A 24,595-nucleotide genomic window follows, 5' to 3' on the forward strand; every position below is an offset into this window, starting at 1 on the left:
ATGAAGTCACTTAATATGAAGTCACTTAATATGAAGTCACTTAATATGAAGTCACCTAATATTAAGTCACCTAATATGAAGTCATATCCATCACGTTTTTAAATTATTAGCATACTCATTACTTGAGCTAGACAGACATCAAGCCCCTGACTTGCTTACTGACAGCGTGAAATTTCCCCCAAAAAGCAGATTTATTGCAAATTGCATTCTGCAATCCTCCACTTTCAAAATGCTAACTTCACATATTAATCTTTAAAAATTAAAAACAAAATAACACAAAATCAATAACTTAAAAGTTGGCACAATAACTGTAATACCTAGGTATCAACGCAACTTGCTCTCAATGCTAAACAGCAAAATGCAATTTAATATCAAGGATAGCGGTCATGCAGAACATCACTAAGCTTCAATCACAATCGAAGCAAATGCTGAATCAAAAGCTAGCGCTTAATGAGATGCTTAATCAAGGCATACGTTCATTAGGTAAAAACCTTTTATGGTTAGCTAGTGCACAATTCAGCGGTCGAGTGGTGAGACTAGGTGCAAGCGTTATAACGGCTCGATTATTGACCCCAGAGATATTTGGTCAAGTCGCAATCGTCTTAACCTTATTTGAATTAATCTGCACTCCTACAAGACGTATCACTTCCGCTGCGTTAATTCGTATGGATGACAGCGACTTTAGTGACAACCTTGCCAGCGCTAACCTTATCAACCTTGCCAGCTGTGTGATTGCATTTGCTTTAATGAGCTTAATCAGTGTTCCACTTGCATATTACTATCAAGATACGCAATTAGTGCTGCCAATTATCTTTGTTGCATCAAGCTACCTACTTTTACCTTTTGGGATGATGTACGCAACGGCCAACTTACGTAATAACAATATGCGTAAAGTGGCAAGTGCTAACTTATGGCAAACCATAGGTGACGGCGTGTTAACAGCAACCTTAGCCTTAAGCGGTTTTGGATTATGGGCCATTATTATCCCAAAAGTGGTGATGGTATTGGTTTGGATATACATCCATAAAAAAGACACTAAATTACCAGTAAGCACTCAAAAGCCGTCTGCCAATCAAGTTAAAGCACTGCTTAACTTTAGTGTACCAGTAAGTTTAAGCGACTTAATTAATACCCTAAGACAGAGCATTGATTACCTTGTTATTGGCTATTTCATGGGTGTTGAAGCTCTTGGCGTTTACTTCTTTGCTTACAACGTCAGCTTGGGCGTCAGTCTTGGTCTAGTACAAAGTTTTGGCACTGCTTTTTACTCTCACATTTGCGGCAGTAACCCAACATCAGATGAACAGTCAGCACAGCAGAAATATCGTAGTAGTGTCATAGCAATCACCGCGATTGCTGCGCCAATCATTATCTTACAAACCAGTTTAGCGCCATTGTATGTCCCTTTTGTCTACGGCGAGCAATGGATAAGCACAGATGCAATTTCGGTTTTCGTATTTTTATGTTTAAGCGGTTTAGTTCGTCCGATGGCTGAAGCAGCCAGCCAACTACTGTTGGCACATGGACACAGCCATTTAAATTTCAAACTAAATATCTCTATCACCGCCCTTTTAACACTGGTTATCAGTATCGCTAGCCAGTTTGATTTAACCACCGTCGCATGCAGCGTAATGGTGACTTACTTAATCATCATGCCTTGGCTTTGCTGGTACAGCAGCCGCATCACTTTTACTCAATCAACTGTTATAAACAGTTAAGGAAAACACTATGTCTCCAAGAATCTCAGTCGTCATGCCAGTTTATAATGTTGAAAAATTCGTTAAATCAGCAATTGAATCTGTATTGAGTCAAACATTTGATAATTTTGAACTACTTATTATTGATGACCGCGGCGATGACCGCAGTATCCAAATCTGTAAACAATTTGTTGGTGACCCACGTGTGCACATTATTCGTCACGCTAAAAATAAAGGGTTAGCAGCAGCGAGAAACACGGGGATACGTCATGCACTAGGTGAGTATATCGCTTTTATTGATTCCGACGATTTATGGCACTCAGAAAAACTAGCTCGTCACGTGGCACATTTAGAAAGCGATCCACAAATCGGTGTTAGCTTTTCTCGCTCAAGTTTCATTGATTACACAGGCAAGTTTATTGATTTTTATCAAATGCCAAAACTAACTGATATTGATGCTGCCCACTTATTATGTCGCAACCCTGTTGGTAATGGCAGCGCACCAGTCATTCGCCGTACTACATTAAATGACATTCGCTACCAATCAATGAGTACAGCAGAACGTTATAGCTGTTATTTTGATGAGAGCTTCCGTCAATCTGAAGATATTGAATGTTGGTTACGTATTGCTGCAACTACCTCTTGGAAAATTGAAGGCTTACCAGAGCCACTAACGTATTACCGTCTTAATCATGGTGGTTTATCTGCAAATCTAATGAAGCAATATGCTTCGTGGGAAAAGATGATTGAAAAAGCACGTGATTTCGCCCCTACGCTACTTGCACGCCATGAGAAAGCTGCGCGTGCTTACCAGTTACGTTATTTATCAAGACAAGCGATTCGCTTAGGTGATGGTGGTGCTGCGGTAAAACTGGTAAACCAAGCGATTTCGACTTCACCAAGTATTTTGCAATCTGAAACGGGTCGTACAGTAACCACTTTAATTGCAGCTTATGCGCAATGGGTAATGCCTTCTTGGGGATACCTGGTTATCGAAGGCGTCGGTCAAAAATGTATTAGCATGATGCAAAAACTTCGCATTGCGAAAGATGGCGTATCAAGTGAGTTTATGCAAGACAACAAACTGTAAACGCATCACTGACCTTAAAATGCCTTTATAAGGCCAAGATAAACTTGAGTGAATTATCGATATATGAAAAAGCTTCCCTGTTTGGCTTTGCAGACTTGTTTGCAATCTGCAAAGCCGACTTTTTCATTATGGTAATCGCCTGTTACCAACCATTCCTCAACACAGTAAAAGCCAATACAACCACTTAAATAACAACAACTTAAAAAGTTGGAACACTTCCTGCTTTACCAAGGTATCAATTACGTCGATCCTGTGTGAGGCAACATATGAAAACTGCACCTAACAACACTCATTCACATAAAACGCCTATTAGCATCTTAGTTTTCGACTGGGTTGTGGCATGCAGCATTCTGATCTTATCAAGCCCGATTTGGCTAGTGAAAGTGGCATTCCTTGCCTGTTCTAAGCACCCTATTTTCGAAACACTTTTTATTCATTCTGGTGGAAAGGAAGTTGCGATTCGGACATTCTCACAAGGCCGATTTTCGACACTCCCTTTGCTGTTTAGTGTCTTAAAAGGCCAAGTTGGATTGTTAGGTACGTCATTTGAGTACGCCGTATTTGAGCCAAGCCACGCTAACCAGCGCCCAGGGATCTTATCAGTTGAACAAATGCAGCGCCGTATGGGCATTACGCATATCAATACTAACCCCAATACAGTGCCAACATTTGGCCTCTTCGGTTATGTATCGAACATTTTTAAATGCCTAATCAGCAAGTTAGTGGTTGTTTCAACACAATTAAACTACCCAAAACAGTTTAATCTTTTAGGTGTCGATATCGATAACAACACCATGGATGAAAGTATTGAGTTACTTATCCATTCATCACAATCGACTAGCACTAAACAATTTGCTTTCGTAAATGCCGATTGTTTAAACATTGCAGCGAGTGACTCTGACTATCGCGATACGGTAAATCAATGCGATCAAGTGTTTGCTGATGGAAGCGGTATTAGGATTGCCTGCCAGCTACATCATATCGGCCTTAAAGATAATGTTAACGGCACAGATATGCTGCCATTACTTTGCGAGAAAGCATCCTTAATTGGCATCAAATTATTCTTCTTAGGAGGCAAAGGTAACACTGCCGACGAAGCCGCAGCTAACTTGGCTGCGCAATATCCAAACCTTGAGATTGTAGGCTGTCACCACGGTTACTTAACCGATGAAAATGAGCAGCAAGTTATTGAACAAATCAATCAATCTGGAGCGCACATCTTGTTAGTTGGCATGGGCGCACCTAAACAAGAGGCTTGGATACGTCAGCATAAATCAGCACTTAGCGTTGGAGTTGCTGTTGGTGTGGGTGGATTATTTGACTTCTTTGCCAATAACGTTTCAAGAGCACCAATTGCAGTAAGACAAGTCGGTATGGAGTGGGTATGGCGCTTAGCCCAAGAGCCAACACGTATGTGGAAACGTTATGTGGTTGGTAACCCACTTTTTATCGCTCGAGTATTAAAGCAAAAACGTTTAAGTCATGCATCTATTGAACAAGCACCTACAAACATTGCAACTAATCTAGGCCAAGTGAACAACCAAAATAAGCGTCGCTGGTATTTCTTTGGAATCAAATGTGGTCAATTTGCAAAACGCACATTTGATATTGTGGCCGCTAGCATTTTGCTAATCCTATTGGCGCCTTTGTTCCTACTCACCGCCTTATGCATCCGTGTTGAATCAAAAGGAGCAATCTTTTTTTCACAAACTCGAAGTGGTCGTAATAATCAACCATTCACGATGTGGAAGTTCCGTTCAATGTATATTGATGCAGAAGAAAGACTAGAAAAAATCAAGAAAAACAATGAAATGCAAGGTGGCGTAATCTTTAAGATGAAAAAAGATCCGCGTATCACCACGATAGGAAAACTGATAAGAAAGGCTTCAATTGACGAATTACCGCAACTTTGGAACGTATTAATTGGTGATATGTCACTAGTTGGCCCAAGACCTGCACTACCTAATGAAGTAAGCCAATATCAGTTAAGTGACCGTCGCAGATTGGGAGTTAAACCAGGTATAACCTGCATATGGCAAGTTAGCGGACGTTCAGATATCCCTTTTGATAAGCAAGTAGAACTCGACATTGACTATATCTACAAGCAATCACTAAAAGAAGATATCAGCTTGTTATTGAAAACCATTCCGGCAGTACTTTTGGCGCGCGGCGCCTACTAGGAGACATTATGCAAGCTATCGTATTTGCAAATCGTACAGGCAATGAATTAGCCCCTTTAAATCAACAATACTGCCCAGCGCTTTTGCCCGTTGCTAATAAAGCATTGGTTGAATATACCTTAGAAGACTTAGCGTCAGCAGGTGTTACCGACGTGAAGCTAGTCATCTGTAGCGACGCAAAAAAAATCGAAAGCCAACTCGGAAATGGTCAGCAATGGGGATTAAAAATAGATTACTTCTTAAGCAAACCTGAAGAGCAAGTTAATAGTGTGCTGTCTCGCATGAGTATCAACAAAGACACCCAAGCATTGGTGGTTCGTGGAGATATGTTACGCAGTCCTTGTTTGGGTCGTTTTATTGAATTTGCCAGTCTAATGCCATCAAAGTTTGTGCATGCAAAAATGTCACAGCGTAATCCAGCAATGATGATGCTACCCGCTGGTTGGAAACATCATGAGTTAATGAACTGGCCGCTTGAGACGAAAGAAGTTAACCATGCAGATAGTGTTGCGCAGTTACTTCATGGTGAATGCTTTTACTTAGATAGTTTAGCTGCCTATGTTGAAGCATCTGAATATGTCATCAACAGTCGTGATTTTTGCGTTAAAGGTCGTGCGATAGCGACAAACAATACCAAGCAACATTTGATTGTTGAAGCGCAATGTCAATTACCTGATTTATCAAAAACAGATGTATATGGCGCCATCGGCGAGTTTACAAAAGTATCTCCAAAAGCATCGCTTACTGAAGGCGTAGTTGTCGGTGAGTACTGCTTTATTGAAGATAGCACCATTCAAAACAGCATCATTTTACCTAACTCATATGTTGGACCACAGCTCAGTGTAAACAATAAAATCATCTCGCAAGACTTGATGATAGACCCGCAAACCAATAGCTGGACTCGTATTGAAGATCCCAGTCTTATTGCCAAGTCAGTTCAAGAGCCAACGCAATACAATACGTTAGTTCAGCGTGCAGGATTACTCATACTATACGTCCTATTATCGCCACTTTTACTGACGTTATTTTTATGTGCATGCATTAATAAACCCAGAAAACCCATAGTAACTGACACCGTTGTTAGCAATGATAATCAACCGATTAAAGTACACAAGTTCAATATTGCTAGCCCTAGTTTTGCATTATTACCTCAACTTTGGAGTGCTGCAAAAGGAGACCTCAACTTATTTGGTGCCTCAACGCAATTCCAAAGCAAAATCAATAGTTCTACGCCATATGGTGTTTATGGACCAGTACAACTTAATTTTGATGAAACAACCCCAATCGAAGAAGTCCAAATGGTTGAAATAGAATTTGAACAAGCGAATAAACCACAATATTTAGTCAACCTGTTGCAACAGCAAATGAATAAAGCCAATACGGACATCGTTATAAAAGGTTAACCCTAATACTCATTTATCGCATGAATACGATTAAGGAATATCATTATGAAAACGATTATAACTTACGGTACTTTTGATTTATTTCACTTTGGTCACGTTAGATTACTGGCTCGTTTAAGCGAAATGTGTGACCAACTTATTGTTGGGGTGTCCACCGACGAATTTAATGCAATGAAAGGCAAAGCTGCATTTTTCAGTTATGAGCAACGCAGTGAAATCATTGCTGCTTGTAAATATGTATCTAAAGTCATTCCTGAGCAAAACTGGCAACAAAAAAGTACCGATATAGAGAAATTTGATGTCGATGTTTTTGCTATCGGTGACGACTGGGAAGGTCAATTTGATCATCTAAAAAGTCAATGTGATGTGTTATATCTTACTCGTACCGATGATATTTCAACGACTGAAATTAAAAATAATCTTGCAGTGCCTGCTTAATTGCAGGCAGGTAACATTTTTAATAAATTTCTTTTATATCTGGCAGTTAACTTGATTAGTGCTATTCTGTATTTAACGGATTTTTCAATTGTTATGGGATCATAAATTGGGCCAATACATTGTCAACAGCATCAGGTTTGTAGTCACTCAATCCATCTATTTTATTGCAGCCTTGTTTCCAAGAACTCAAAAGGCTGTGATGGGAAGCTATAAAAACAAATTCGCAGATAATAGTAAGTACCTATACCTGCATTGGCAACAAGCAAAAACGATTCGCTCTATTTGGATTTCCGGTGACAAAGATGTTATTGCTCAACTGACCATTCAAGGTTATGAAGCTTATTATCGTTGGAGTATAAAAGGCATTTTCCATGCCCTTACTGCCAAATATTACGTGTATAACAGCTATATTGGAGATGTGAATCAGTACTTTGCCAAAGGAGCTGTCAAGATTAATTTATGGCATGGTTCGCCATTAAAACGTATTGAATATGATATCAATAACGGCCCATTATTCTCGATTTATCACCCTCAGAGTTTGCATCAAAAGTTTGTCTCCTTAACGCAATACCACCAGCAAAGAATTGCTCCAGATTACATGATTGCTCCAAGCGATTTAGTCTCAGCATTATTTGCTACAGCTTTTCATATTAGCGAGCACCATATGTTGTTATCGGGCAATCCTCGTACAGATTTTTATCAGCGATACCCTAAATCAACATCCATAATACAAACATTGAAACAGAATAATAATGTGTCACAGGTGTTATTGTACGCCCCTTCTTGGCGAGACAGTGGCATTGCGAGTGATAGGGAAGCTCACACTAACCCTTATCTACAAGCCATTAATTTTGAGAGCTTATCGGAAGCACTCGTCTACAATAAGCAGCTATTATTATTGCGCTTACACCCTAATGAAGCTGATTTAGCCAATGATATTAGTCACTATCCGAATATTATTAATATCTCTGATTGGCAAGATACTTATGAAATCATCAATGACGTTGATTTACTGATCACAGACTATTCATCTTTATACATAGACATGTTGCAGACCCGAGCCGACATTGTGTTTTTTCAATTCGATCATCGAGAATATCAAGCTGATAGCCGCCAGTGTTACCCCTACGCAGAGAGCCTCCCCATGGCAGGCGAAGTCATTTTTGAATTTGATGTACTGTTAAAGTATTTGCACACCATGGGTGAAAGCCCCAATATTGCCTCGTTAACACACAAAAAAAATAGAGCTGAGTTAACTCAGCTCTATTGGCAATATCAGCATATTGAAAGCTTTACTGTACTTGATAATTTAGTCAGTCAATCTTAGCAGCTGCATTATCTCAATAGTGCCAGTAAGTCATCGGCATTGCCTTGCCACTGACTTTTGGCACTTCCAGCGAGAATACTATCTGCAAGACTTTGTTTATGTTGCTGCATTTCTTGAATTTTCTCTTCAACTGTACCTTGAGCAATTAGCTTATAAACAAATACTGGATTTAGTTGACCAATGCGGTGCGCTCGGTCGGTCGCTTGTTTTTCTGCTGCGGGGTTCCACCATGGATCAAAGTGAATCACAGTATCTGCAGCGGTTAAATTAAGCCCAGTTCCGCCCGCTTTTAAACTGATTAAAAACACCGGCACATCCCCCTCTTGAAACGCGTCGATTTCATCTTGGCGCTGTCGAGTTTGACCAGTTAATTTACTATATGGAATACCCATATTAATAAACTCTTGTTCAATCAATGCCAGCATACCTGTGAACTGACTAAAGATTAGGATCTTTCGGCCTTCTTCAACCATTTCTGGCACGTTTTGCGTCAGCCAAGTTAACTTCGCATTATCTTCAACGTATTGAGCTTGTTCTAACTTAACCAGTCTAGGATCGCAACAGGCTTGGCGTAGTTTTAATAACGCATCTAAAAACTCAATATGACTGCTTGAAACACCTTGTTTTGCAAACAGTTCTCGCAGTTTTTTCTCCATCACTAAGCGGATACTTTCATATAAGTTACGTTGATCTTTTTCCAGTTCAAGGGTTTGTACTATGATGGTTTTTTCAGGTAACTCCGACATCACTTCGTTTTTAGTACGACGTAGTAAAAATGGCGCAATTCGGTTTAGCAAAATAGCTGACTTTTCAGTATCAGCTTGTTTCTCAATTGGGCCACGAAACTCTTTATTAAAGTAAGCATGTTGGCCTAATAATCCTGGTAAACAAAAATCCATTAACGACTTTAATTCACCTAAATGATTTTCTAACGGTGTGCCTGACAAACACAAACGGAATTGACCTTTAAAAGTCTTTAACGCTTGAGTCACCTTTGCTTGCGCATTTTTGATTTGTTGTGCTTCATCTAAAATAATGTGCTCAAAGCTATATTCGCTATACACCATTTCATCACGTAAAATCAGAGGGTATGTGGTGATAATGACATCAAACTCTTCGATTTTTTCGAGTAATGCTTGACGCTTGTTGCCATGAATAACCAACACTTTTAGCTCGGGAGTAAACTTTTGCGCTTCTTTATACCAGTTACCCACTAAACTAGTAGGACAAACGATAAGACTCGGTCTTGGTGTTAATGACGTCGTGCTGCTCGAGTCAATATTTTGCGCTTTCATCTGTTTGGCTTTTAATAAAAATGCCAATGTCTGTAACGTCTTACCTAAGCCCATATCATCAGCAAGAATACCGCCCAGTTGATATTCTTTTAAAAAGCACAACCAATCAAACCCTAGTTTTTGATAGTCTCGCAAAGTGGCATTAAGCCCTGTGGGCAATGCAACTGACTCAATCCCTTTAAACTCGGCTAACTTTGTCGCTAAATGCCTGACTCTTTCACCATTGAGTAATCTAATATCGCTTTCTGACAATTCATTAAGCAAATCAGCTCGGTTACGTGGGACTTCGAGAACATCACCACCGCCTCGCTGAAATAACTCTTGAATCACCGAAATTAGCGGCTTAATTGTTTTGGCTTTGATTTTGACAAACCGTCCATTTGGCCCAGGTAAAATAAGCTCTTGCTCATCATCAGGCTCACCATTTTGCTGGAGCCAACGGGCAACAAGGCTCAACAGCGGCACACTCTGCCCTTCGATATCAGCATTTAACGATAACGAAAACCAACCACTATCTTCATCGTCATCTAAATCTACCTCAATATCTGCATCAACAATATTTAAGTCAAAGTCAGCAGCAAATTCCACGTTATAGCCTAAATCTTCTAAGGTCATAATGCCAAAAGTCGTGAGTTGCGCCCACTCGTTAACCATCTCTGGCATTAAACCAAGGCTAAAATAGCTAACATGTTGATTGTTATAGGTCAGGATACTGTTATCAATCGCCTGTAACTGTAGGCTTTCGAGACATTCAAGTGCTTGAGCTTCTAACTCAAGCTCTCGATGTATTTGATATTGCACCTTACCTTGTTTGATAAGGTTAATTTTCTCTCGGCTTTTTCTACCAGCAATGCTGATATCACCATACAGAAACTCGACTTGTAGCACAGGCTGCATCATAGGACTGTCATCAAGCTGTGCCATCGTAAAGGTTAGCGAGACTTTGAGCGGATCTTCTATCTCATGAAATTCAATCTCACTGGGAACTGGCACACTTTTAGGTGAAAAATGACGCAGCATTTTATCGCTAATATCATCCACCTTATCTAATGGCACTGGCGGCATTTGTTGCAGCAGCTTTAATTTATCTACTGATAAATCCGTGTCTAAATAGCCAACTTTTAAATAATCTAAGTCAACGAACATTGGTGGGTTGGTAGCGATAAACTCCCAATTATCTAGCTCTGGCATACTCATGCTAATTTGAGTATGACGGGCGTCAGTTTCTTGCCAAACAAAATCAGGAGCCAGTTTAGAAGTTAACGTTAAAGGTGTGCGATTCTCTTCCCAGAAGCACGTACCAAGCTCAAGCATTTTTGTTAATGCAAGAGCGCAAATTTCGCCCTCAAGGTATATTTTTGAAGCACTTTTTGAAGAAGATAACAGCAAGCTAATAATCTGACTATCTTCAGGACTGATCCACCAAGGTAGATGATATTTAACATCATTTAAGGCAATTTTACTGCCCTTATTAAACTGTTGTTTTTTATTTAGCTTACTGCGCTTAAAGTCGACAAAAATGCCATGATGGTCGCTAGAAAGCGTGAAAATAATTCGATCTTTTTCTTCATCTTCTTCTGTGGCGTGCACTAAATCTTGCTTTTCAAGCTGCATCAACCACTGGCTTAATCGTTGTTCTTCAACTGGTTTTTTATCAATTAGCGCTAACAAGGCGGCTGCAACATGCTTACAGTTGGAGCCGACAGGACAAGTACAATGTGATTTCATCACGATTTTGTGATTAACATTTACCAGAGTAATGTCTTGGCGATAAGGCTCGATCGCAGAGCCAGCCACATAAGATTCAACATTATGATTTTCTTGGCTTGCGTGCACTTCAAGCACTCGGCCTTCAATGAGATAATTCTGCGCTTTTTGTAATTGAACTGATGAAAATAACTTAGCAATCAACTCTAAGCTTATTTTGATAGGAAGATTAAACAATTTGGCCGACATGACTATCCCATACAAGCAGTAACCACATGGCTACTCAACAACAAACGTAACTAGCCATTGTATGGAAGAAGATGGCAAAATTCTACTGTAATTAGCCATCTTCAAAAAAAACCATCAACCTTGCAATAAATACTCTTCTGCAGCCTCTATTGAGCGTGGTTTACCAACCAACATGATGATGTCATTACGCTCGAAAACCCAGTCTTCTGGTGCAGGACTTATCTCCTCGCCTTTCCTTCTTACCGCTCTAAGTTCAACACCAAACTGAGACCAAGGGATTTTAGCGATGCGCTTACCAACCGCATTAGAACCAGTATCTAACGACACCGCATGCAGTAGCTCTAAGGTCATATCCGTCTCAGCTCCAGTAAAAAAGCCATGAAGATATTGGTAATGGTTACGCCTTTCTGATTCTAATCGCTTAATAATTCTTGGTAGTGGCACCCCACATTTGTATAGCACTTGGGATACCAGCATTAAGCTGCCTTCAAGCTTTTCGGGAATAACCTGCGTGGCGCCCATCTCTTTTAAACTATCAAGCTCTGCATCATCCGTGGTTCTCACTAAAATCTTAGTATCTGGCGCCAATTTGCGCGACAGTGCCAGGCAATCTTCCACTTGGCGAGACTCTCCAAATGTAATGACCACCATGCTGGCACGACGTATACCAATTTGTTTTAATAACCCCATTTTACAAGCGTCACCGAAAAATACAGGTTCGCCAGCATTCTTAGCTTCTGACACTCTCGTAGGGTCAAGATCTAACACCACAAATGGCACTGCTTCTTTTTTCAAAAATCGGGCGATGGTTTGCCCCACTCGGCCGTAACCAAGAATTAATACTAAATCCCCGTCTTCTGGTGGCGGCAATTGAAACTCATCTTCAATCTGTTTTTTACGTGATGTTTTACCTTCGATAGCCTGCGCTATATCAACACTGTTTCTGATAAGCCAAGGCGCAATTGACATAGACAAAACGGCCACCATGACAAAAATGGTACTCATTTGAGTTTCTAATAGCTGATAATTAACCGCCAAAGCTAACAGTACAAAACTAAACTCACCCACTTGTGCCAAGCTAATGGCTGTACTTAACGCCACTTTAAACTGTTCACCGCCCAACTTTAAAATACCGAATACCACGACAGTTTTAGTCACTAAAACAGCAACTAAAATTAATAGAATTTGCCACCAAAATTGCGCAACAATCGTAAAATCTAGCAGCATACCGATAGAGATAAAAAACAGACCCATTAAGAGATCTCTAAATGGTCTTATATCAGCTTCAAGTTGACGACGATATTGACTCTCACCCAATAACATACCCGCAATAAAAGCACCGAGCGCCATCGATAAACCTAACCACTGAGTAAAGGCTCCTGTGACTAATACAACAACTAAGGTGGATAACACGAACAATTCATTTGAACGAGAACGGGCTACTTCGTCAAAAATTCGAGGTAACACCCACTTACCGAAAGACATCAAACCAATGAATGCCAAAATGCCTGTAAGCATACCCCAAGCAATATCTAGAAAGCCTATCGGCTCACCATTGGTTGATAGTAAAGGTAAGATAATTAATAGCGGCACCACTGCAATATCTTGAAAGAGCAGCACACTGACAGAGAGCTCGCCGTGACGTCTTCGCATCCACCCTTGCTCGTTAACCAGCTTTAATACAATCGCCGTTGAAGACAATGCAACTGCAGAACCAATAACAATGGCTGAAATCATATCTTGGCCAAATAGCAGTGCCACCAAACCAGCTAACAGCGCAGTAAAGGTAACTTGCGCACTACCTAAGCCAAATACCGTTCTTCGCATTGACCACAACTTAGGTACAGAGAATTCAAGCCCTAAACTGAACATCAATAACACAACGCCAAGCTCAGCCACTGAATGCATTTGCTGCTGGGTGAACCAATGAAAACCGCTAGGACCGCTCACTACTCCTGTGAGTAGGTAAGCAAGAATGGGAGGTAAACCAAATCGCCTTAGCAGTGAAATAGCCACAATAGCTATCACGAGCATTGAGAGAATATGGATAAAGATGCTGTGCTCCATAAATGCGAGTTCTCCGAGTCAATAAAATAGCGATTCAATGAAACAGTCTATTAACAATAAAACCAATTAACAATAACCTTATGATAATTAGTAACTAAAAATATCAGGCACAGTTTTTGCTTACATTTTGATACAGGTAAAAACAATTTTATTTATATGTTTCGCATTCGCATGTATTTGCATCAAATGAGGTAGTAAAAATGGATTACGCCATAGCTTCACAGCCATATCCAGAACAAAACTGGGGAAAATCAGCGCCTTACACAGCTGGCAAAGATCACAACTCAGATAATAATTTGATGGAAATCTTGCAGCAAATGCACGCAAGTTTAGAGCCAAGAACGGTCTTTGCCAGTTACGGCAAATCACTAGGCCAATTATTGCCGATCCAAGGTGTACAACTGAATCACCAGCTAAAACTAAACTGGGGCCGTTGTCATGGACTTAATCAACAAAGAGTGATTAGCGGCTTTGGTGAGCCTTATAGCATCAAATATTACCTTAGCTCACCATTAACACCCGACCAATTAATACAGCTTAATGAAATTGAAAAATTGTTTTGCCAACCATTTTTAAATGCAACTAAGTACAGTCAAATGTCGAATCAAGCCATGTTTGATGCATTAACAGGCTTAGGTAATCGCTATTATTATCGACAAAGTATCAAGAGCGCATTGGCCAGAGCCAACAGAAACCAAGGTGATATCTCTTTGGTTGTGCTCGATTTAGACAACTTTAAAAGTGTAAATGATCAACACGGACATAAACTTGGCGATACGATTTTATCTTCATTTGCTGAACTGATTAATGACGCTATTCGAAATACCGATCAAGCTTTTCGTATTGGTGGTGACGAATTTATAATTATAGCTCAAGGAAATGCACTCGAAATGACGCCTTTGTGTCAGCGTATCATTAACACCATGGAGTCACATCCGTTAATGAGCACTTTTCAAGTTAAATGCAGCTTAGGCGTGGCAAGTTCAAGTGGCGCACAAACCCAAGATAAACTGTATGAAAGTGCTGACATGGCGTTATATGAAGCCAAAGATGCGGGCAGAAATTGTTTTAGAATTTGCAATGACTAAGGTATGAATAGACAAAACTTAACAGAGTTAAATTATTGATAATAAATCACAAAGATAATTGTGAGTGTTCAGCTATATTAGCGAATCACTTTAACGTTGAGCGTTCTTAGTGAGTAAAAAGATTGCCGTTTTATACTAAGTTACCTTGAAGAAATGCAGTAACTGTTTGTAAACGTTAATCTGATGTCTGCATTTTATAGTTTAATAGTAAACCGATTTCATCAGCTTTAGCTAAGTAGCGTTTATCGACCCACAAGCCAATCGCGGCAACTAACACTTCGCCATAAAAAACCAAAGCTACTCTATCCCTCATCCAAGGCGGAACGGCAAGTTCTTGCCATATCTTTTTAAGCTCTCGTCCTTTATCCCTAAAGTGGGGTTGACAGCGGGTACTCCCTTTCGCTGTAAAGGCAATGCTAACCGAGGTTAAATCCGTTATCGATAGTCGCGCTCCTTGAGTACTCGCTCCCACTGAAACATGTAAAGGTTGGGGTGATTGCTCACCTTCTAAATTATTAATAGATAGACTGGATAACTCAACAGTACAAACCTCTTCAGTTCGCATGTCTAACCGCTGAATCGCATTAGTCAGCAACTCAGCATCAATGCTCTGTGATTCCTCTAAGTCCTTTTTACTGATCTTGGGTACAACATAGGCACATCCAGCAAAACGTTTAATCGAATATCCAGCACACTGGACATCTACGTTAGCATCATTAGCAGCGTACAATAGTTGACTCACAATTTGCTCAAGCTGCGACTGAGACGGTAATTTGTAGCCTTGAGCTAAAATAAAACCGCGTAACAGCAAGTTTTGCCATTCACTTGATTGTTCTTTGAATGTTAATAGCGCTAAACCAGGGCCTGATAAACTAAAACTCGGAGAGTATGTAATGAATTCAGGAAGTCGCTGAGTCACTTCAGCGTCAACGATAGATTGCTGCTGCGCACAAAGCTGCGCGCTGCGAGATGCTGTTGCAGCAATACTCGGCCAACGTTGCTTTAGTCTAGGAATGATATCTTGACGCAGAAAATTTCGATCATACTGGGTGTCTAAGTTACTCTCATCTTCGATATGAATTAATGACTTATCGATTGCAAATGCCTCAATGTCACTACGAGAAAAGCCCAGTAAAGGTCTAATGACCCAACTTTGTTGATGAAATGCTTGAATGCTCCCCATAGCTGCCAATCCCTTCGGGCCTTGACCACGTTTTAACGCTAGTAATAACGTTTCAAGCTGATCATCTTGATGATGGGCCGTTAAGAGAATATCACCAGGATTAAGGTACTTTTTAAAAACTTGATAGCGAGCATCTCGGGCGATTGCTTCAAGACTCGTCCGAGATGTTTTAGTCAATGAGACATGCTCTACTTGAATAGGGAGTTGATATTGACTCGCTTGTGATACACAGTGCTGCGCCCACTCATCTGCATTTGGGCTTAAACCATGATGCACATGGACCAATAAACATGAAATATGCGGGTTTTGCTGGGCAAACTGGCTCAAGCCGTAACAAAGACACTCAGAATCAACCCCGCCGCTGTATGCCAGCACAATTTTATTCGGTGAATGATGAGCAGCATTAACAGCACCAGCTGGGCTGTTAATCGGTAACAAAGCTGATGTGTGCTGCTTAATCGCTTCACAGATATTAATGATTTTCATCAGCTTGTCCCTTTTAACATACTATGATTAATCCAGTGCGTTACTCAGCGCACTTAACACGACAAAGTTACGCAGAGTTAACACTAAAAAACAATCTTAACGTTACTCGAGCCGACCAAGCTTTCAATTGCTAACATCAGCTCATCGGTAGGATTAACACGCCACTCATCCCCTAAACGTAATTGCCCTGCGGCTTCACGCTGCTGATAATTAATCACTACTGGTACGCTACCATTTTTCCAAGGCGAAAGCGCTTGTTCAAATTTTTCCAGCCACTCAGGGTTAATATCCTCAGCAGTAACATTAATTTCTACCGCATTAGCAAAGTGACTTCTCGCCTCACCGATTTCGATAATATTGCGTGCAGTCATTCGGTTACCGCCAGCAAAGTCATCAAAGCTCACTTCACCTTCACAAATCAAAATACGATCTTTTTCTAAAAGATGATTAAATTTCTCAAATGCCTCAGTAAACAACATGACTTCTAATCGCGCACTTTTATCATCAAGAGTGACCAAGCCCATTTTTGAGCCTCGCTTGGTGATCATCACTCGAGTGGCAATAACTAACCCTGCAGCTTTAACGGTTTTACCGCGATCAGTTGGGTGAACGTCTTTCAATCGTCCAGAAGTGTATTGTCTTAACTCTTTTAAATACTGATTAATTGGGTGACCAGTAAGGTATAAACCTAATGTGTCACGCTCGCCTTCAAGCCAAACTTTGTCAGGCCATGTAGGACATTCGACAAAGCTTTGTTTGTTATCTTCTGGCTCAGAATTAAGTAAGCCAAACATATCATTCTGGCCAATTGCTTCAGCTTTCGCATGTTGAGCAGCAGCTAAAATCGCTTCAGGTAAGGTCGCCATCATGGCCGCACGATGTGGACCTAAGTTATCGAGTGCTCCTGCGCAAATTAACTTTTCAATCACCCGCTTATTTAGCTTTTTAAGATCGATACGAGCACAGAAATCAAACAAATCGGTAAATGGGCCATCTTTACGCGCATTTAAAATCGATTCTACAGGGCCATCACCCACCCCTTTAATCGCGCCAATCCCATAAACAATGTTTAAGTCGTCATCGACAGTAAACTTGAACAATCCCTTATTCACATCAGGTGGAATAATTGGCAAGCCCATACGCTCGCACTCATCAACCAAAATCACAATTTTATCAGTGTTATCCATATCAGCGGACATTACTGCTGCCATAAACTCTGCAGGATAATGGGTTTTTAGCCACAAGGTTTGATAAGAAACAAGCGCATAAGCAGCCGAGTGAGATTTGTTGAAACCGTAGCCCGCGAACTTTTCTACCAAGTCGAAAATTTTCATCGACAATGGCCCATCAACGCCATTCTTAATTGCGCCAGCTTCGAAAGTACCCCGTTGCTTAGCCATTTCTTCAGGTTTTTTCTTACCCATAGCACGACGAAGCATGTCCGCGCCACCTAAGGTATATCCAGCCAATACCTGCGCAATTTGCATAACCTGTTCTTGGTATAAAATAATACCGTATGTCGGCTCTAGTAGGTCTTTTAACGACTCATGTTGATACTCTGCATCAGGATATGAGACTTCTTCACGGCCATGCTTACGCTCAATAAAGTTGTCTACCATGCCGGACTGCAAAGGTCCTGGGCGGAATAACGCCACTAATGCAATCATGTCTTCAAAACAATCGGGTTGCAGACGTTTAATCAAGTCTTTCATACCACGAGACTCCAACTGGAATACCGCCGTGGTTTCATAACGCTGCAATAATCTAAATGATTTAGGGTCAGTCAAGCTAATGGATTCAATTCTGACAGGTTCTTCCCCTGCTTTTTCTAAGCGAGGGTTAATCATCTGCAAAGCCCAGTCGATAATAGTTAGGGTTCTTAATCCCAAGAAATCGAATTTAACTAAGCCAGCCGTTTCAACATCATTTTTATCAAACTGAGTCACTGGGTTTAAGCCTTCTGCATCACAATATAGTGGTGAGAAGTCAGTGATGACTGTCGGTGAAATTACAACACCACCAGCATGTTTACCCGCGTTTCGGGTCACACCTTCAAGGCGGCGACACATATCAATAAGCTCTTTGACATCTTCATCGCTATTATAAGCTTCTGGCAGTGACGGCTCGACTTCGAACGCTTTAGCCAGTGTCATGCCAGGCTCGGCTGGGATCATTTTGGTAAGCCGTTCAACAAAACCATAAGGATGACCTAACACCCGCCCAACATCTCGTACTACCGCTTTTGCCGCCATCGTACCGAAGGTAATAATTTGAGATACTGCATCACGGCCATATAAATCGGCAACGTGGTCAATTACCTCATCACGGCGATCCATACAGAAGTCAACGTCGAAATCGGGCATGGATACACGTTCAGGGTTCAAGAAACGTTCAAATAACAAATCGTATTCTAATGGATCTAAGTCAGTAATTTTAAGCGCATAAGCCACTAAAGAACCGGCACCAGAGCCACGTCCCGGTCCAACAGGTATGCCATTATCTTTCCCCCATTGAATGAACTCCATTACGATCAAGAAGTAACCAGGGAACCCCATTTGGTTAATCACTTTTAGTTCAACATCGAGACGTTCATCATACTCAGGACGTTTCTCTTTACGCTCTTGCTCGTCAGGGAATAAAAACTCTAAACGCTCTTCCAGACCTTTTTCAGACACTTCAACCAAAAAGTCTTCAATGGTCAAATCGCCTGTTGGGAAATTAGGTAAGAAATATTCATTTAAACGAATCGTGACATTACAGCGTTTGGCAATTTCAACACTGTTTGATAATGCAGATGGAATATCAGCAAACAAATCACACATTTCATCTTCGGTTCGGAGATATTGTTGTTCACTGTATTTTTTAGGTCTACGAGGATCGGCTAACGTAAAGCCGTCATGAATCGCAACCCGAATTTCGTGAGACTCAAAGTCGTCGGCTTTTAAAAACACCACTTGGTTAGTTGCAACAACAGGTAATTCATTTTCTGAAGCCAGTTTAACAGCCATATGAAGATAACGTTCTTCATCCGGTCTGCCCGTTCTGATCAACTCTAAAAAGTAACGGTCATGGAAGTGGGTTTTATAGAATGACACCAGCTCTTCAACTTGCGCCATGTTACCTTTCAATAGCGCTTTACCAATATCGCCATCTTTAGCACCTGAAATCAGCAAGATGCCTTGATTAAATTTAACTAACCATTCCTGATCGATGACCACTCTGCCGTTAAGCTGGCCACGTAAATACGCTTCACTGATTAATTGAGTTAAGCTTTGATAACCGTGATTGTCTAAGGCGATAATGGTAATAGCACAGTATTCATCCGCAAAACCTGGCACTTTCATCCAAAAGTCAGCGCCGATAATCGGTTTTATTCCCGCGCCATGACAACCGCCATAGAATTTTACTAGACCACAAAAGTTATTCTGGTCAGTAATTGCTAATGCTCCCATACCAAGTTCTGAGGCTTTCGCCAGAATAGGTTTAACTTTTGCCACGCCATCAGACATGGAAAAATCACTGTGAACACGGAGATGGACGAAACGAGGATCGGACATAGAATATGAGTATCTTTGAAATGCATGATTAAAAGGAAAAAACCGCTGACCAGATTAGCAAACTACGCCAATTTATAATAGCGAAATTAATATCAATCTAAGCGGAAAGTCAACGGTTCAGCCCTGACCTCGTAAGTTGAAATTACAGGGCTTCGTAACAAATAATAATCTAAAAATAATGAGGTAAAAATAATGAACTAAAAGTCATCGCTCATCATGACTGATTAAGAATAGCCATCACAGGCTTAAAACTTTTGCGATGCTCAGGTAGTACGCCGTGTGCTTCTAATGCTTCGAAGTGAGCTTTTGTTGGATAACCTTTGTGATTAGCAAATCCATATTGAGGATATCTGGCATCTAATGCATCCATTTCACGATCGCGAGTGACTTTAGCGATAATTGACGCTGCGCTAATCGCTGCTACTAATCCGTCACCTTTTATAATCGCATGGCTTTGAATACCAAAATCAGGGGTACGATTACCATCGACTAAAACCTTTTCTGGTTGAATGGATAATCCAGCAACAGCTCGCTGCATTGCTAACATAGTGGCGTGCAGAATATTGATATCATCAATTTCGGTTGGCGTTGCTCTACCAACACTAATGGCTAAGGCTTTATCTGTTATCTCGTTAAACAATAACTCTCGACGCTTTTCTGATAGTTTTTTAGAATCATTTAACCCCGCTATCGGCTGATTAGGATCAAGAATAACAGCGGCAGTCACCACATCCCCTACTAAAGGACCGCGGCCAACTTCATCTACACCAGCAACAACACCACGAGTGATATACGCAACTTGCTCAGGTGTAATCCCTTTAATGACTGTCGGTATTCTGCTCATGATTTCACTTCTTGCAGTGGAGAGTGGCTTATTAATTCGATAACAGCGTCTGCAGCTCGATCGCTGGCGTTGCAGCGAAGGGTTTCATGGATTTGCTCAAACTCAGCTTTCAATGGCGTAAAGTCACGATTTAGCTGTTCAATCACAGCTGCAGAAATATTCTTCTCGTTACATTCATCTTGAACAATTTCAGGGATTAACGCACGACCCGCTAATAAATTTGGTAAAGAATAGTGCTCGACCAACATCAGTCGCTTTGCCAAGGCGTATGTCATCGCATTAACACGATATGACATCACCATCGGACGCTTAACAAGCATGGCTTCTAACGCCGCTGTACCGGATGCTAACAATATGGCATCTGATGCCGCCATCACAGCACGAGATTGTCCTTCAACCAATTCGATTTCAAGATCTGGCGCAAACTGTTTAAGTGCCGTTATAAACTGTTCACGGCGAGCTTGATTAACCAAAGGCGTCACAAATTTAATATCTGGATAGGTTTGCTTAATAATGACTGCAGCTTTGATAAATGGTTCGGCAAGTTGCTTGAGTTCGCCACCTCGTGAACCAGGCAAAATCGCTAAATATTCCGCTTGCGGATCTAAGCCAAGCTGCTCACGGGCTGCAAGCTTGTCGCTTTCCATGGGAATATCATCAGCTAAAGTGTGACCAACAAAAGTACAAGGTACCTGATGCTTGTCATAAAATGCTTTTTCAAACGGCAGTAATGACAGCACCATGTTGGTTGCTTTTGCAATTTTAAAAATACGTTTTGGACGCCAAGCCCATACAGATGGACTGACATAGTGAACGGTTTTAATCCCTTGTGCTTTGAGTTTAAGCTCAAGACCAATATTAAAATCGGGTGCATCTATGCCAATAAAACAATCAGGTTTTTCAGCACAAATATTTTTGATTAACGTCGCGCGTACTTTTAGCAGTCGTGGTAATCGCGCGAGGACTTCAACAATCCCCATGACAGCAAGCTCTTCAAATGAAAAGTAACTCTCAAAACCGAGCGCTTCCATTTGTGGCCCACCAATACCGATAAATCGTGCATCAGGGTATTGTTTTTGCAGTGACTTTATTAATCCTGCACCTAAAATATCGCCGGAGAGTTCTCCGGCGACCATTGCAAATATACGAGGGGTATTATTTGTCATGTTATCTTCTATCGAATGATCCCGCGAGATGAGCCATTAATAAACTCAACCATCCCTTTTACATGTTCATCTGATTCAGCATCGGCTGTAATTTCAGCTAATGCTTCTTCAATTGTCAGGTTTTTACGGTACAACGATTTATACGTACGGCGAATAGCATGTTGAGTTTCTTTAGTGAAACCACGGCGCTTAAGACCTTCAACATTTAACCCACGAGGGATTGCTGGGCTACCTGCAGCCATCACAAATGGCGGCACATCTTGGAAGATAGTAGAAGAACCTGCAGTAAACGCATGGGCACCAATATGAACAAATTGATGTACGCCTGTCATGCCGCCTAAAATTGCCCAGTCACCGACGTGTACATGACCAGCAATTGACGCATTGTTAGCCATAATGATGTTATCGCCTAATACGCAATCATGAGCAATGTGCACGTAAGCCATCAATAAATTGTTCGAACCAATACGCGTTTCACTATTGTCTTGAATCGTGCCACGATGAATGGTGACATTTTCACGAACAATATTGTTGTCGCCCATGATTAATGTCGTTGGCTCACCTGCGTATTTTTTGTCCTGACATTCTTCACCAATAGATGAAAATTGAAAGAAGCGATTACCCTTACCTATGACGCTTGGGCCTTTAATAACCACATGGGAACTAATCCAAGTATCATCGCCGATTTCAACATCAGCGCCGATATAACTCCAAGGACCAATGGTAACGTTGTTACCAATTTTTGCATCGGGATGTACGAATGCTAACTTATCAATCACTTGTTAATCTCTCTGCGTGCACACATTATTTCGGCTGAACAAGCTAGTTCACCATCAACAAATGCCTGTCCTTCAAATACACCAATCCCTCGGCGCTCTTTAATCATTTTAACGTGAAAATGTAATTGATCCCCTGGTGAAACAACACGTTTAAAACGGGCTTTATCAACACCAGCAAGTAGGTATAGCACATCAGGAGAAGGATCTGGGCTCATGGTTTTAAATGCAAGTAAGCCAGTAGCCTGTGCCATTGCTTCAATAATTAACACGCCGGGCATGACAGGTTTAACAGGAAAATGGCCTTGGAAGAAAGGTTCGTTAAACGTCACGTTTTTGATCGCATGTAATGATTCACCAACGGTGTAATCTAAAACACGATCGACAAGTAAAAATGGGTAACGATGAGGAAGATATTGAAGAATTTCTTCAATATCCATTGTATTCAATTGGTTTGCCACACGTAATTCCTCGAAATGGCGTTAACGCCATTTACTGCTAATCTTTTATTCTTTTCTCAATCTCTTTCACACGATTGAACAATTCATCTAAATGGCGGAAACGAACCGTATTACGTCGCCAGCTCTTATTATCCATTGCAATTGTAGCAGATGAATACAGACCAGGCTTACGAATTTCGCTTGTTACATTGGTACTGCCTGAAATATGTGTGCCATCCGCCACTTTAAGGTGACCTGCAATTCCACTTCCGCCGCCAACAATACAATATTTGCCCAAAGTTGAGCTACCGGCTAAGAAAGATGTCCCTGCAATTGCTGTATTTTGGCCTACAACACAATTGTGGGCGATTTGGACTTGGTTATCGATGATAACGCCATCGTGAATTTCAGTGTGTGACAATGCGCCACGGTCAACTGTAGTACCAGCTCCGATTTCGACATTATCACCAATTCTCACGCCACCGGTTTGTGGAATTTTAATCCAGTTACCGCGCTCATTGGCATAGCCAAAACCGTCAGAGCCAATGACACAACCAGAATGAAAGATACAATTTTGTCCCACTATCACGTCATGATAGAAGGTGACATTTGCCTTCAAACATGTGCCAGAACCAATAATTGATTGCTTTGCGACAACGCTTCCAGCACCGATTTGCACATCATTGCCAATAATCACATTGGCATCAATCACGACATTCGCCGCAATAGCAACATTCTCACCTAATTGGGCAGAAGCATGAATAACTGCTGAGGGATGAATACCTGTTGCCACTTTCGGGGTGGTATCAAGTAATTGCGCTACGCGTGCAAATCCTACGTAAGGATCTTTTAAAACCAAAGCATTACCAGAGTAATCTTCGGCATCTTTTTCACTCAATAACACCGCACCAGCTTGAGAAGATTCAAGCTGTGCACGGTACTTACTATTGGCTAAAAAAGAAAGTTGATCTGAAGCAGCATCTTCAAGGGTCGCAACTCCGGTTATTTCCAGAGAATCATCACCCAAAATCGTTGCGCCCAACAGCTGACCAAGCTCTTTTAAAGTCACAGTTTTCATTAGTTGCCTTTACTTAACGCTTGAACAACTTTGTCGCTGATATCAGCTTCTGGCTTTACAAAGATTACAGCACCACGTTGAAGAACGATGTCATAAGACTCTTTCTGTGCAATAGTGTTGATTGCTTCTTGTACTTTAACTAAAAGCTTGTTTTGCTCTTCACCTTGACGACGACGCATATCTTCATCAAGTGCTTTGCCTTTTAGTTGGAAGTCAGATTTTAACGACTCCATTTGACGTACAAGATCTGTCTTTTGGCTGTCGCTCATCAACGCGCCATCACGTTGCTGCTTCTCAACCATAGTACGCATTTCTTCTTGCATTTTTTGTACTTCAGCAACACGGTCACCAAATTCAGTTTTTAGTGATTGTGAAATTTGTTCACGTTGAGGTAGTTGCTCAAACACTTCGCCCATATCAACCACAGCAATTTTCTCAGCATGTGCCATCATAGGTGCACTTAAAAATGCCATTGTTACTAACGCGCGATTTACCATCTTTTTCAAAATAGACTCCTTGTTATT

General features: G+C 41.0%; 17 protein-coding genes. 7 read left to right on the forward strand and 10 right to left on the reverse strand.

Going from position 1 to position 24,595, the window contains the following annotated elements:
* Window positions 1-386: 386 nt before the first annotated feature.
* The 6 genes from AN944_RS02805 (at window position 387) to AN944_RS02830 (ending at window position 8,135) form a co-directional block, all read left to right on the forward strand.
* Window positions 387-1,718: an oligosaccharide flippase family protein gene (locus AN944_RS02805; RefSeq protein WP_055023065.1), complete on the forward strand. Its 1,332-nt coding sequence runs from the start codon at window positions 387-389 to the stop codon at window positions 1,716-1,718.
* A gap of 10 nt (window positions 1,719-1,728) precedes the next feature.
* Entirely contained in the window at window positions 1,729-2,787 is a 1,059-nt protein-coding gene (locus tag AN944_RS02810; RefSeq protein ID WP_055023066.1) for a glycosyltransferase, read from the forward strand.
* A gap of 266 nt (window positions 2,788-3,053) precedes the next feature.
* Window positions 3,054-4,967: a WecB/TagA/CpsF family glycosyltransferase gene (locus tag AN944_RS02815; RefSeq protein ID WP_055023067.1), complete on the forward strand. Its 1,914-nt coding sequence runs from the start codon at window positions 3,054-3,056 to the stop codon at window positions 4,965-4,967.
* Between the two features lie 8 nt (window positions 4,968-4,975).
* Entirely contained in the window at window positions 4,976-6,370 is a 1,395-nt protein-coding gene (locus tag AN944_RS02820; protein WP_055023068.1) for a sugar phosphate nucleotidyltransferase, read from the forward strand.
* 45 nt (window positions 6,371-6,415) lie between these two features.
* A complete protein-coding gene (gene tagD, locus AN944_RS02825; protein ID WP_055023069.1) occupies window positions 6,416-6,808 on the forward strand; it encodes a glycerol-3-phosphate cytidylyltransferase in 393 nt (130 codons plus the stop codon).
* 106 nt (window positions 6,809-6,914) lie between these two features.
* Complete coding sequence (locus AN944_RS02830) at window positions 6,915-8,135, forward strand: CDP-glycerol glycerophosphotransferase family protein (protein ID WP_144430122.1); 1,221 nt, start codon at window positions 6,915-6,917, stop codon at window positions 8,133-8,135.
* 8 nt (window positions 8,136-8,143) lie between these two features.
* Here AN944_RS02830 and AN944_RS02835 read toward each other — a convergent pair whose 3' ends face one another.
* Window positions 8,144-11,386, reverse strand: coding sequence for an SNF2-related protein (locus tag AN944_RS02835; RefSeq protein ID WP_055023070.1), 3,243 nt, complete (start codon window positions 11,384-11,386; stop codon window positions 8,144-8,146).
* A 114-nt stretch (window positions 11,387-11,500) separates the two neighbouring features.
* Window positions 11,501-13,453, reverse strand: a complete 1,953-nt coding sequence (locus tag AN944_RS02840) for a monovalent cation:proton antiporter-2 (CPA2) family protein (RefSeq protein WP_055023071.1) — start codon at window positions 13,451-13,453, stop codon at window positions 11,501-11,503.
* Window positions 13,454-13,653: 200 nt separating this feature from the next.
* On the opposite strand from AN944_RS02840, the gene AN944_RS02845 reads away from it, so the two are divergent.
* Window positions 13,654-14,541 carry a GGDEF domain-containing protein gene (locus tag AN944_RS02845; protein WP_055023072.1) on the forward strand — a complete coding sequence of 296 codons (888 nt, stop codon included), beginning with the start codon at window positions 13,654-13,656 and terminating at the stop codon, window positions 14,539-14,541.
* A gap of 175 nt (window positions 14,542-14,716) precedes the next feature.
* Here AN944_RS02845 and tilS read toward each other — a convergent pair whose 3' ends face one another.
* The 8 genes from tilS to AN944_RS02885 all read right to left on the reverse strand — a co-directional run bounded on the left by tilS (window position 14,717) and on the right by AN944_RS02885 (window position 24,568).
* A complete protein-coding gene (gene tilS, locus AN944_RS02850) occupies window positions 14,717-16,210 on the reverse strand; it encodes a tRNA lysidine(34) synthetase TilS (RefSeq protein WP_082419866.1) in 1,494 nt (497 codons plus the stop codon).
* An 83-nt stretch (window positions 16,211-16,293) separates the two neighbouring features.
* Complete coding sequence (gene dnaE / locus AN944_RS02855) at window positions 16,294-19,767, reverse strand: DNA polymerase III subunit alpha (RefSeq protein WP_055023073.1); 3,474 nt, start codon at window positions 19,765-19,767, stop codon at window positions 16,294-16,296.
* 214 nt (window positions 19,768-19,981) lie between these two features.
* Window positions 19,982-20,611: a ribonuclease HII gene (rnhB, locus tag AN944_RS02860; RefSeq protein ID WP_055023074.1), complete on the reverse strand. Its 630-nt coding sequence runs from the start codon at window positions 20,609-20,611 to the stop codon at window positions 19,982-19,984.
* Entirely contained in the window at window positions 20,608-21,777 is a 1,170-nt protein-coding gene (gene lpxB / locus AN944_RS02865; protein WP_055023075.1) for a lipid-A-disaccharide synthase, read from the reverse strand. The genes rnhB and lpxB overlap by 4 nt, the downstream gene beginning before the upstream one ends.
* Window positions 21,778-21,785: 8 nt before the next feature.
* Window positions 21,786-22,556 carry an acyl-ACP--UDP-N-acetylglucosamine O-acyltransferase gene (gene lpxA / locus AN944_RS02870; protein WP_055023076.1) on the reverse strand — a complete coding sequence of 257 codons (771 nt, stop codon included), beginning with the start codon at window positions 22,554-22,556 and terminating at the stop codon, window positions 21,786-21,788.
* Window positions 22,553-23,014 carry a 3-hydroxyacyl-ACP dehydratase FabZ gene (gene fabZ, locus AN944_RS02875; RefSeq protein WP_055023077.1) on the reverse strand — a complete coding sequence of 154 codons (462 nt, stop codon included), beginning with the start codon at window positions 23,012-23,014 and terminating at the stop codon, window positions 22,553-22,555. The genes lpxA and fabZ overlap by 4 nt, the downstream gene beginning before the upstream one ends.
* 37 nt (window positions 23,015-23,051) lie before the next feature.
* Window positions 23,052-24,071, reverse strand: a complete 1,020-nt coding sequence (gene lpxD, locus AN944_RS02880; protein WP_055023078.1) for a UDP-3-O-(3-hydroxymyristoyl)glucosamine N-acyltransferase — start codon at window positions 24,069-24,071, stop codon at window positions 23,052-23,054.
* Entirely contained in the window at window positions 24,071-24,568 is a 498-nt protein-coding gene (locus tag AN944_RS02885) for an OmpH family outer membrane protein (protein ID WP_055023079.1), read from the reverse strand. The genes lpxD and AN944_RS02885 overlap by 1 nt, the downstream gene beginning before the upstream one ends.
* Window positions 24,569-24,595: the final 27 nt, after the last annotated feature.

The organism is Shewanella sp. P1-14-1 (assembly GCF_001401775.1).
In the GTDB taxonomy this organism is placed as follows: domain Bacteria; phylum Pseudomonadota; class Gammaproteobacteria; order Enterobacterales; family Shewanellaceae; genus Shewanella; species Shewanella japonica.

What these genes read in the sequence shown, in the direction of transcription:
- AN944_RS02805 (WP_055023065.1), top strand. Translation starts at nt 387, where the DNA reads ATGCAGAACATCACTAAGCTTCAATCACAATCGAAGCAAATGCTGAAT.
- AN944_RS02810 (WP_055023066.1), top strand. Translation starts at nt 1,729, where the DNA reads ATGTCTCCAAGAATCTCAGTCGTCATGCCAGTTTATAATGTTGAAAAA.
- AN944_RS02815 (WP_055023067.1), top strand. Translation starts at nt 3,054, where the DNA reads ATGAAAACTGCACCTAACAACACTCATTCACATAAAACGCCTATTAGC.
- AN944_RS02820 (WP_055023068.1), top strand. Translation starts at nt 4,976, where the DNA reads ATGCAAGCTATCGTATTTGCAAATCGTACAGGCAATGAATTAGCCCCT.
- tagD (WP_055023069.1), top strand. Translation starts at nt 6,416, where the DNA reads ATGAAAACGATTATAACTTACGGTACTTTTGATTTATTTCACTTTGGT.
- AN944_RS02835 (WP_055023070.1), bottom strand. Translation starts at nt 11,386, where the DNA reads ATGTCGGCCAAATTGTTTAATCTTCCTATCAAAATAAGCTTAGAGTTG.
- AN944_RS02840 (WP_055023071.1), bottom strand. Translation starts at nt 13,453, where the DNA reads ATGGAGCACAGCATCTTTATCCATATTCTCTCAATGCTCGTGATAGCT.
- AN944_RS02845 (WP_055023072.1), top strand. Translation starts at nt 13,654, where the DNA reads ATGGATTACGCCATAGCTTCACAGCCATATCCAGAACAAAACTGGGGA.
- tilS (WP_082419866.1), bottom strand. Translation starts at nt 16,210, where the DNA reads ATGAAAATCATTAATATCTGTGAAGCGATTAAGCAGCACACATCAGCT.
- dnaE (WP_055023073.1), bottom strand. Translation starts at nt 19,767, where the DNA reads ATGTCCGATCCTCGTTTCGTCCATCTCCGTGTTCACAGTGATTTTTCC.
- rnhB (WP_055023074.1), bottom strand. Translation starts at nt 20,611, where the DNA reads ATGAGCAGAATACCGACAGTCATTAAAGGGATTACACCTGAGCAAGTT.
- lpxB (WP_055023075.1), bottom strand. Translation starts at nt 21,777, where the DNA reads ATGACAAATAATACCCCTCGTATATTTGCAATGGTCGCCGGAGAACTC.
- lpxD (WP_055023078.1), bottom strand. Translation starts at nt 24,071, where the DNA reads ATGAAAACTGTGACTTTAAAAGAGCTTGGTCAGCTGTTGGGCGCAACG.
- AN944_RS02885 (WP_055023079.1), bottom strand. Translation starts at nt 24,568, where the DNA reads ATGGTAAATCGCGCGTTAGTAACAATGGCATTTTTAAGTGCACCTATG.